6 protein-coding genes are annotated in these 6128 nt (G+C 73.3%); all 6 read right to left on the reverse strand.

The window, feature by feature from the left end; all coding sequences use genetic code 11:
* Entirely contained in the window at window positions 1-1710 is a 1710-nt protein-coding gene (gene recN, locus PZC42_RS10490) for a DNA repair protein RecN (RefSeq protein WP_277210796.1), read from the reverse strand.
* Window positions 1711-1712: 2 nt separating this feature from the next.
* Window positions 1713-2660, reverse strand: coding sequence for an NAD kinase (locus PZC42_RS10495; RefSeq protein ID WP_277210727.1), 948 nt, complete (start codon window positions 2658-2660; stop codon window positions 1713-1715).
* The gene (locus tag PZC42_RS10500; protein ID WP_277210729.1) at window positions 2657-3547 is read right to left on the reverse strand and encodes a TlyA family RNA methyltransferase; all 891 of its coding nucleotides are present in this window, start codon (window positions 3545-3547) and stop codon (window positions 2657-2659) included. Before PZC42_RS10500 ends, PZC42_RS10495 begins: the two co-directional genes overlap by 4 nt.
* Entirely contained in the window at window positions 3547-3729 is a 183-nt protein-coding gene (locus PZC42_RS10505) for a hypothetical protein (protein WP_277210731.1), read from the reverse strand. The genes PZC42_RS10500 and PZC42_RS10505 overlap by 1 nt, the downstream gene beginning before the upstream one ends.
* 81 nt (window positions 3730-3810) lie before the next feature.
* Window positions 3811-4824 carry an HAD-IIA family hydrolase gene (locus tag PZC42_RS10510; RefSeq protein ID WP_277210733.1) on the reverse strand — a complete coding sequence of 338 codons (1014 nt, stop codon included), beginning with the start codon at window positions 4822-4824 and terminating at the stop codon, window positions 3811-3813.
* Window positions 4821-5936, reverse strand: coding sequence for a tetratricopeptide repeat protein (locus tag PZC42_RS10515; RefSeq protein ID WP_277210735.1), 1116 nt, complete (start codon window positions 5934-5936; stop codon window positions 4821-4823). The genes PZC42_RS10510 and PZC42_RS10515 overlap by 4 nt, the downstream gene beginning before the upstream one ends.
* Window positions 5937-6128 lie beyond the last annotated feature (192 nt).

A 6128-nucleotide genomic window follows, 5' to 3' on the forward strand; every position in this document is an offset into this window, starting at 1 on the left:
CTATCGTCCCACGACGGAGGACTCGAGAAGCTCGACCGCGTGCCGACGCGCTGTCTCCGAGTCGTCCTGACCCGAGAGCATGCGGGCGAGCTCACGCACCCGCTCGCCGTCGGACACCGTCCGGACACCGGTCACGGTGACGTCCTCGGCCGCCGCGGACTTCGTGACGACCAGATGGGTGTCGGCGAACGCGGCGACCTGCGCAAGGTGCGTCACGACGACGACCTGGGTGCTGCGCGCCAGGGATGCTAGTCGGCGACCGACCTCGACGGCCGCGCGACCGCCCACGCCCGCATCGACCTCGTCGAAGACGAAGGTCGGCAGCACGGAGTCGGCGGCGTCGTCCGTGGCGGTGGCCAGAGCCACCTCGACGGCGAGCATCACCCGGGAGAGCTCGCCGCCCGACGCCCCCTTGCCGAGCGGGCGCGCCGGCGCACCGGGGTGCGGGACGAGCAGGAACGTCACCTGGTCGGCGCCCGAGGGCCCGGGCTCCGCGACGGCGACCTCGATCTCGAGGCGAGCGCCGCTCATCGCGAGGCCCCCCAGCTCGGCGGTGACGGCAGCGGCCAGGCGCCCGGCAGCCGCCTGACGCCCGGCGGTGACCTGGGCGGCCAGGCCTGCGACCTGGTCGTCGAGCTCTGCGACGCGCTCACGCATCGCCTCGATCCGCTCTCCCCCGTCGTCGAGGTCGAGCAGCCTCAGCCCTGCGTCCGAGGCCCACCGCAGCACCTCGTCGACGGTGCTGCCATAGCTGCGCGTCAGCGACCCGAGCTCCGCGAGCCGGTGGTGCGCCGTCTCCAGCGCCGCCGGGTCCGCCTGCAGGTCGGCGACGTAGCCGGACAGCTCGGTGGCGATGTCGCCGAGCAGGTACCCGGCCTCGGCCAGCCGCTTCGCCTGGTCCCCCAGGGAGGGGTCGTCCCCGGCGACGCTCTCCAGCGATCGCCGGGCGCGCTCGACCGCGTGCACGGCCGAGCCTTCGGTGTCCATGTCCTCTCCGGCGACGGCATCGTGGGCGAGCTGGGCAGCCTGACGCAGCTGCTCGGCGTTGCCGAGTCGGGCGACGAGCGTCGCGAGCTCGGCATCCTCCCCGGGCTGCGGGTCGATGCGCTCGACCTCGACGAGCCCGAGCCGCAAGAGCTCCGCCTCGCGGGCACGCTCCGCGGCACGAGACGTCAGGTCATCGATCTCGGCCTGCAGACCAGCCCGCTCGGACCACGCCGCGCGGTGCTCTGCGAGCAGCGACGCATGATCGGCGCCCGCGAACCGGTCCAACGCCGCCCGCTGCTTCGCCGGGGTACGCAGCCGCAGCTGGTCGGACTGACCGTGCACCGTGACGAGGTCGTCAGCGATCTCCGCGAGCACACCCTGCGGCACACCGCGTCCACCGAGGTGGGCGCGCGAGCGGTTGCCGGTCACCGTCCGCAGCACGACGACGGTGTCGTCGTCGTCGACCGTGCCCCCGGCGTCGTCGACCCGGCGCGCCGCCTCCGGATGACGGGCGAGGTCCCACCTGCCCTCGACCACCGCGCGCGCCGCCCCGGGCCGGACGGTGCCCGGGTCCGCCTTGCCGCCCATGAGCAGCCCGAGCCCGGTGAGCACCATCGTCTTGCCGGCGCCGGTCTCACCGGTGATCACCGTCAGGCCTGCGGCGAGCGGGACCCGTGCCGTCCGGATCACCCCCAGGTCCTCGATCACGATCTCCTCGAGCACCCTCATGCCTCCTTGTCGCGCTGGTCGGTGGCGTGCCACGCCGCCCGGCGAGCCGCCGCGTCGTCGGCCGCCTCCCGCCAGCCGATCACCGGCAGGTTGAACTTCGAGACGAGACGGTCGCTGAAGGGCGCGTGCACCAGCCGTGCGAACCGTAGCGGGACGGCGCCGCGGCGCACCTGGACCCGAGAACCCACGGGGAGGTCGATGCTGCGCCGACCGTCACAGGTCAGCACCGCGGGCAACGGGCTCCGCGCCAGCACGTCGACGGTGTACTCGGAACGCGGGCCGATGACCAACGGCCGAGAGAACAGCGCGTGCGCGGACAGCGGCACCAGCAGGACCGCGTCGACGTCGGGCCACATGATCGGCCCCCCGGCCGAGAACGCGTGCGCCGTCGACCCGGTGGCGGTGGACAGCACCACACCGTCGCAGCCGAAGGAGCTGACGGGTCGCTCGTCGACGGCGATCGCGACCTCGATCATCCGCTCCCGTCGCGCCTTCTCCACCGTCGCCTCGTTCAGTGCCCACCCCGTGACCGGCTCGCTCTCCCCCGGTCGGTGCACCACCACGTCGACGACGCTGCGCTCCTCGACCACGTACTCGCGCGCGGCAACCCGGCGGACCGCGTCGTGCAGGTTCTCGCGCTCGGACTCGGCGAGGAAGCCGACGTGGCCGAGGTTGACGCCCAGCAGGGGGACCTCGGTGCCGTGGGTGAGCTCGGCCGCACGCAGGATCGTGCCGTCGCCACCGAGCACCATGACGATCTCGGACTCGGCGACCCCCTCGTGCACCCGTGTGGAGGACATCTGGTCGCCGAAGGTCTCCGCGAGGTCGTCGTCGTGCAGGGTCACCTCGAAGCCGGCGCTCTCCAGCTCGGCCACCGCCTCGGACATGGCTGCGACCGCTTCCGGCCGGCCACCGTGGGTGACGATGAGCACACGACGGGTCATGAGGCGCCTCCCTCGACGTCCGACGGCAGCAGCACGACGGGTGGGACCGCCTCGCCGTCCGGCTGCCAGGCGACAGCCTCCCTCGCCGCCGCCGTCAACGCCACACGGTCGATGGAAGCCACGTCGCTCCGCCGCAACCAGCAGAAGTACTCGCGGTTTCCGCTCGGTCCGGGAAGTGCGCTCGGGACCACACCGCAGACCGCCAGCCCGGCTGCCACCGCCGCGTCGCCGACCTCGACCAGTGACTCGACGTGCAGGGCAGGATCACGGACGACGCCGCCGCTGCCGAGCCGCTCGCGGCCGACCTCGAACTGCGGCTTGACCAGCAGCAGAGCCACCGAGCCGGGTGCCATCACGCCGGCGAGCGCCGGCAGCACCAGCCGCAGCGAGATGAACGACAGGTCGCCCACCACGACCTCCGGACGTGCGGCCAGGTCGTCAGGCGCCAGGTGACGCACGTTGAAGCCCTCACGGACCGTCACCCGAGGATTGCTGCGCAGGGACGGGACGAGCTGGTCGTGGCCGACGTCGACCGCCGTCACGTGTGCGGCCCCGCGACGCAGGAGCACGTCCGTGAAGCCACCGGTCGAGGCGCCGAGATCCAGGCACTCAGCACCGCGCAGCCGCCCGGTCAGCTCCTGCCCGACGCGGACGGCGGCCAGGGCGTCCAACGCACCGGCCAGCTTGCCCCCGGCCCGGGAGACGTACTCAGGATCGCCGGGGTCCGCCTCGACGGTCAGTGCGGAGCCTGCGGCCACCAGGGACGACGGCTTGGCCACCACCGCGTCGTCCACCCGGACACGCCCGGCGGCAACCAGGGCAGAAGCCTGCTTGCGTGACCGGGCCAGGCCGCGCCGCACGAGCTCGGCGTCGGCACGCTCTGGCATCAGTCACCTGCCTCGTCGGTCGTCGTACGGTCGTCGAGCAGTGCACGCAGCCGGTCGTGAACCGTCTCGAAGCGCGCGACGTGCTGGTCCGTCGGAAGGTCATCCAGGCCGTCGAGCGGCGCCAACGGAGTCTCGGGACGGTCCGGCGACGACGCGCGCGGCGCCTCCGCGTCGTGCGACATGTCCCCTCCTCGCTGCTCGTTCGTCCGGGGCAACGCTACCTGGTGGGGCCGACGGTCCCCGTGCGCCGCACGGGACCGTCGTCAAGCGGTCAGCTCGGGCACGCCTTCTCGGTCCAGCACGCCCCCGGCGTCCACGGCCGACCACGCCGCCGCACAGGCAGCCCGGACGACGTCGATCCCGGACGGGCCCTGGCCGTCCAGCTCGAGCACCCCGTCGACGACACGTGCGGAGCGACCTGCGCAGGTCCACCAGCCGTCCGCGACAGCTGAGGGAGCCGGGTGCGGCTCGAGCAGAGCGCGCAGGTCCGCACCGATGTAGTGGGGGCGCAGCTCAGGCTCGGCAAGCACGGCGTCACGGGCGCTCGAGACACCGGTCAGGACATGCAGGCCAGGGTAGCCGCCTGCACGGGCGCCGGCCAGGTCGGTATCCAGCCGGTCACCGATCACCAGCGGGCTCCGAGCCCCGCTGCGGTCCACCGCCATGCGGTACATCGTCGGCGAGGGCTTGCCGGCACTCTCCGGCTCCACGCCCGTCGCGGCGACCACCGCGGCCACGAGCGCTCCGTTGCCGGGCGCGAACCCGCGGGCGGTCGGGAGCGACATGTCCCGGTTGCTGGCCACGTACCACGCACCGCCGGCGACGGCATAGGCCGCCTCGGCCAGGTCGGACCAGCCGAGCTCCGGGGAGAATCCCTGGGCGACGGCCTCCGGCGCATCGTCTGCCGACGTCACCACCTCAAAGCCTGCCTGCGTCACCGCTGTGACCAGGCCCTTGCCACCGACGACGAGCACCCTGGCCCCGGGCGCGAGCCGGGCTCCGAGCAGGTTCGCGCACGCCTGGGCAGCAGTCATCACCTCGTCAGGATCGGTGGGGATGTCCAGGCCGGTGAGCTGACCTGCGACGTCCTCGGGCTCTCGCGAAGCGTTGTTCGTCACGAACAGAAGCCGCAGACCTCGCTTGCGCGCTCGCTCCAAGGAGGTCGCCGCGTGCGCGATCGGCAGGTGTCCCTGGTACGCCACGCCGTCCAGGTCCACGAGCGCCAGGTCGTGCTCCTCGGCCAGGGGCCGTTCACTGCCCAGCAGCAAGGTGCTCACGCCTCCGCGTCCTCGTCGTCGTCCGCCTCCTCGTCGAAGACGTCGTAGACGACGTAGTCCTCGTCCGCAGGCATCGCACCAGCAGCGCGGGCGAGCGCAGCGGGATCGATCCCGGCCAGCACCCCGGAAGCCTCGTCCGTCCGTCCGGCAGCCTCCAGCGCGACAGCGCGCGCCTGGAGCACCCGCAGACCGAGGTCGCCCTGCCGCTCCGACGCGGGTATCCGGTCCAGCACGGTCAGCGCCGCGTCGTGGTCACCCAGGTCGCTCCGCGCACCGCTCACCACGATGGCCATCTCGGTCCGTGCCTCTGGGTCGAGCGTGGCTGCCTCGTCGGACTGCGCCAGCGCGATCGCACGCTCCGGACGTCCCAGACCACGTTCGGCGTCGGCCATGAGCGGCAGGTGCTCGGACGATCCATTCAGACGGCGCACCGTGCGCAGCTCGCGCAGCGCCTCGGCGTAGCGTCCCGTGCAGTAGGCGGCGATGCCGGCTGCCTCGCGCACGACATCGATGCGCCCGGCACGGCGCACCGCCGCCTGCGCGTGCAGGTAGGCCAGCTCAGGGTCCACGTCGAGCAGCCGCCCGGCCATGACCAGGTGCGCGCCGACACCCTCGGCGTTGTCCTTGCTGAGCCCTCGCAACCGTGCCCGGACATCCTTGCTCAGCTGCCGGGAGTCGACGCCCTCGGGGATCTCGGGGTCGGGAACGCGCTCCGGCTCGCGGGACCGCTCGGGACGCGCGGGCCTCTGCTCTCCGCCGCGGCTCGCGTGGGCACCGGCACGGGCGCCCCCATGGCGGTCGTCGCGACGGCCACGGTCCCCGCCGTGCGCGTCTCCACCCCGCCGGCCGCCGCGCGATCCAGCCCCACGGTCCGCCGACCCGGCCGACCGCTCCTCGCCGCCTCCTCCAGCTCCCGCAGCGTCTCGCCGCGGCGCGCCACCCCGTCGGTCCGCACCGTCACGACGGTCTCCGGCATCACGCCGCGCCCCGGCCGAGCGCTGCTGGTCGTTCTGGGGACGACGAGGCCCGCCACCGTTCCGGCTCTGCCCGGACGGGCGTCGCGGTCCGTCCTCGCCTCGGGCAGGACGTTCCTCGCGCGGGGTGTCGTTCACTGTCATCCTCTCGTTCCAGGTCAGTGAAAGATTCTCCCACGCTCGCCGACCGGTGTGCCTCGGAGCCGGGGAGTCGTGGGAAATTGCGATGGGTGCAGCGAGGCCCCCCGCACCGTGTGGTGTGGGGGGCCTGGCTGTGAAGGGTGTCCGGCGGCGTCCTACTCTCCCACCCCGTCTCCAGGGCAGTACCAT

This window comes from Isoptericola croceus, from assembly GCF_029382255.1.
Taxonomy (GTDB): Bacteria; Actinomycetota; Actinomycetes; order Actinomycetales; family Cellulomonadaceae; genus Isoptericola; species Isoptericola croceus.

Excerpts from the sequence above, each read along its gene's own strand:
- PZC42_RS10495 (WP_277210727.1), bottom strand. The coding sequence starts at position 2,660 with ATGACCCGTCGTGTGCTCATCGTCACCCACGGTGGCCGGCCGGAAGCG.
- PZC42_RS10500 (WP_277210729.1), bottom strand. The coding sequence starts at position 3,547 with ATGCCAGAGCGTGCCGACGCCGAGCTCGTGCGGCGCGGCCTGGCCCGG.
- PZC42_RS10505 (WP_277210731.1), bottom strand. The coding sequence starts at position 3,729 with ATGTCGCACGACGCGGAGGCGCCGCGCGCGTCGTCGCCGGACCGTCCC.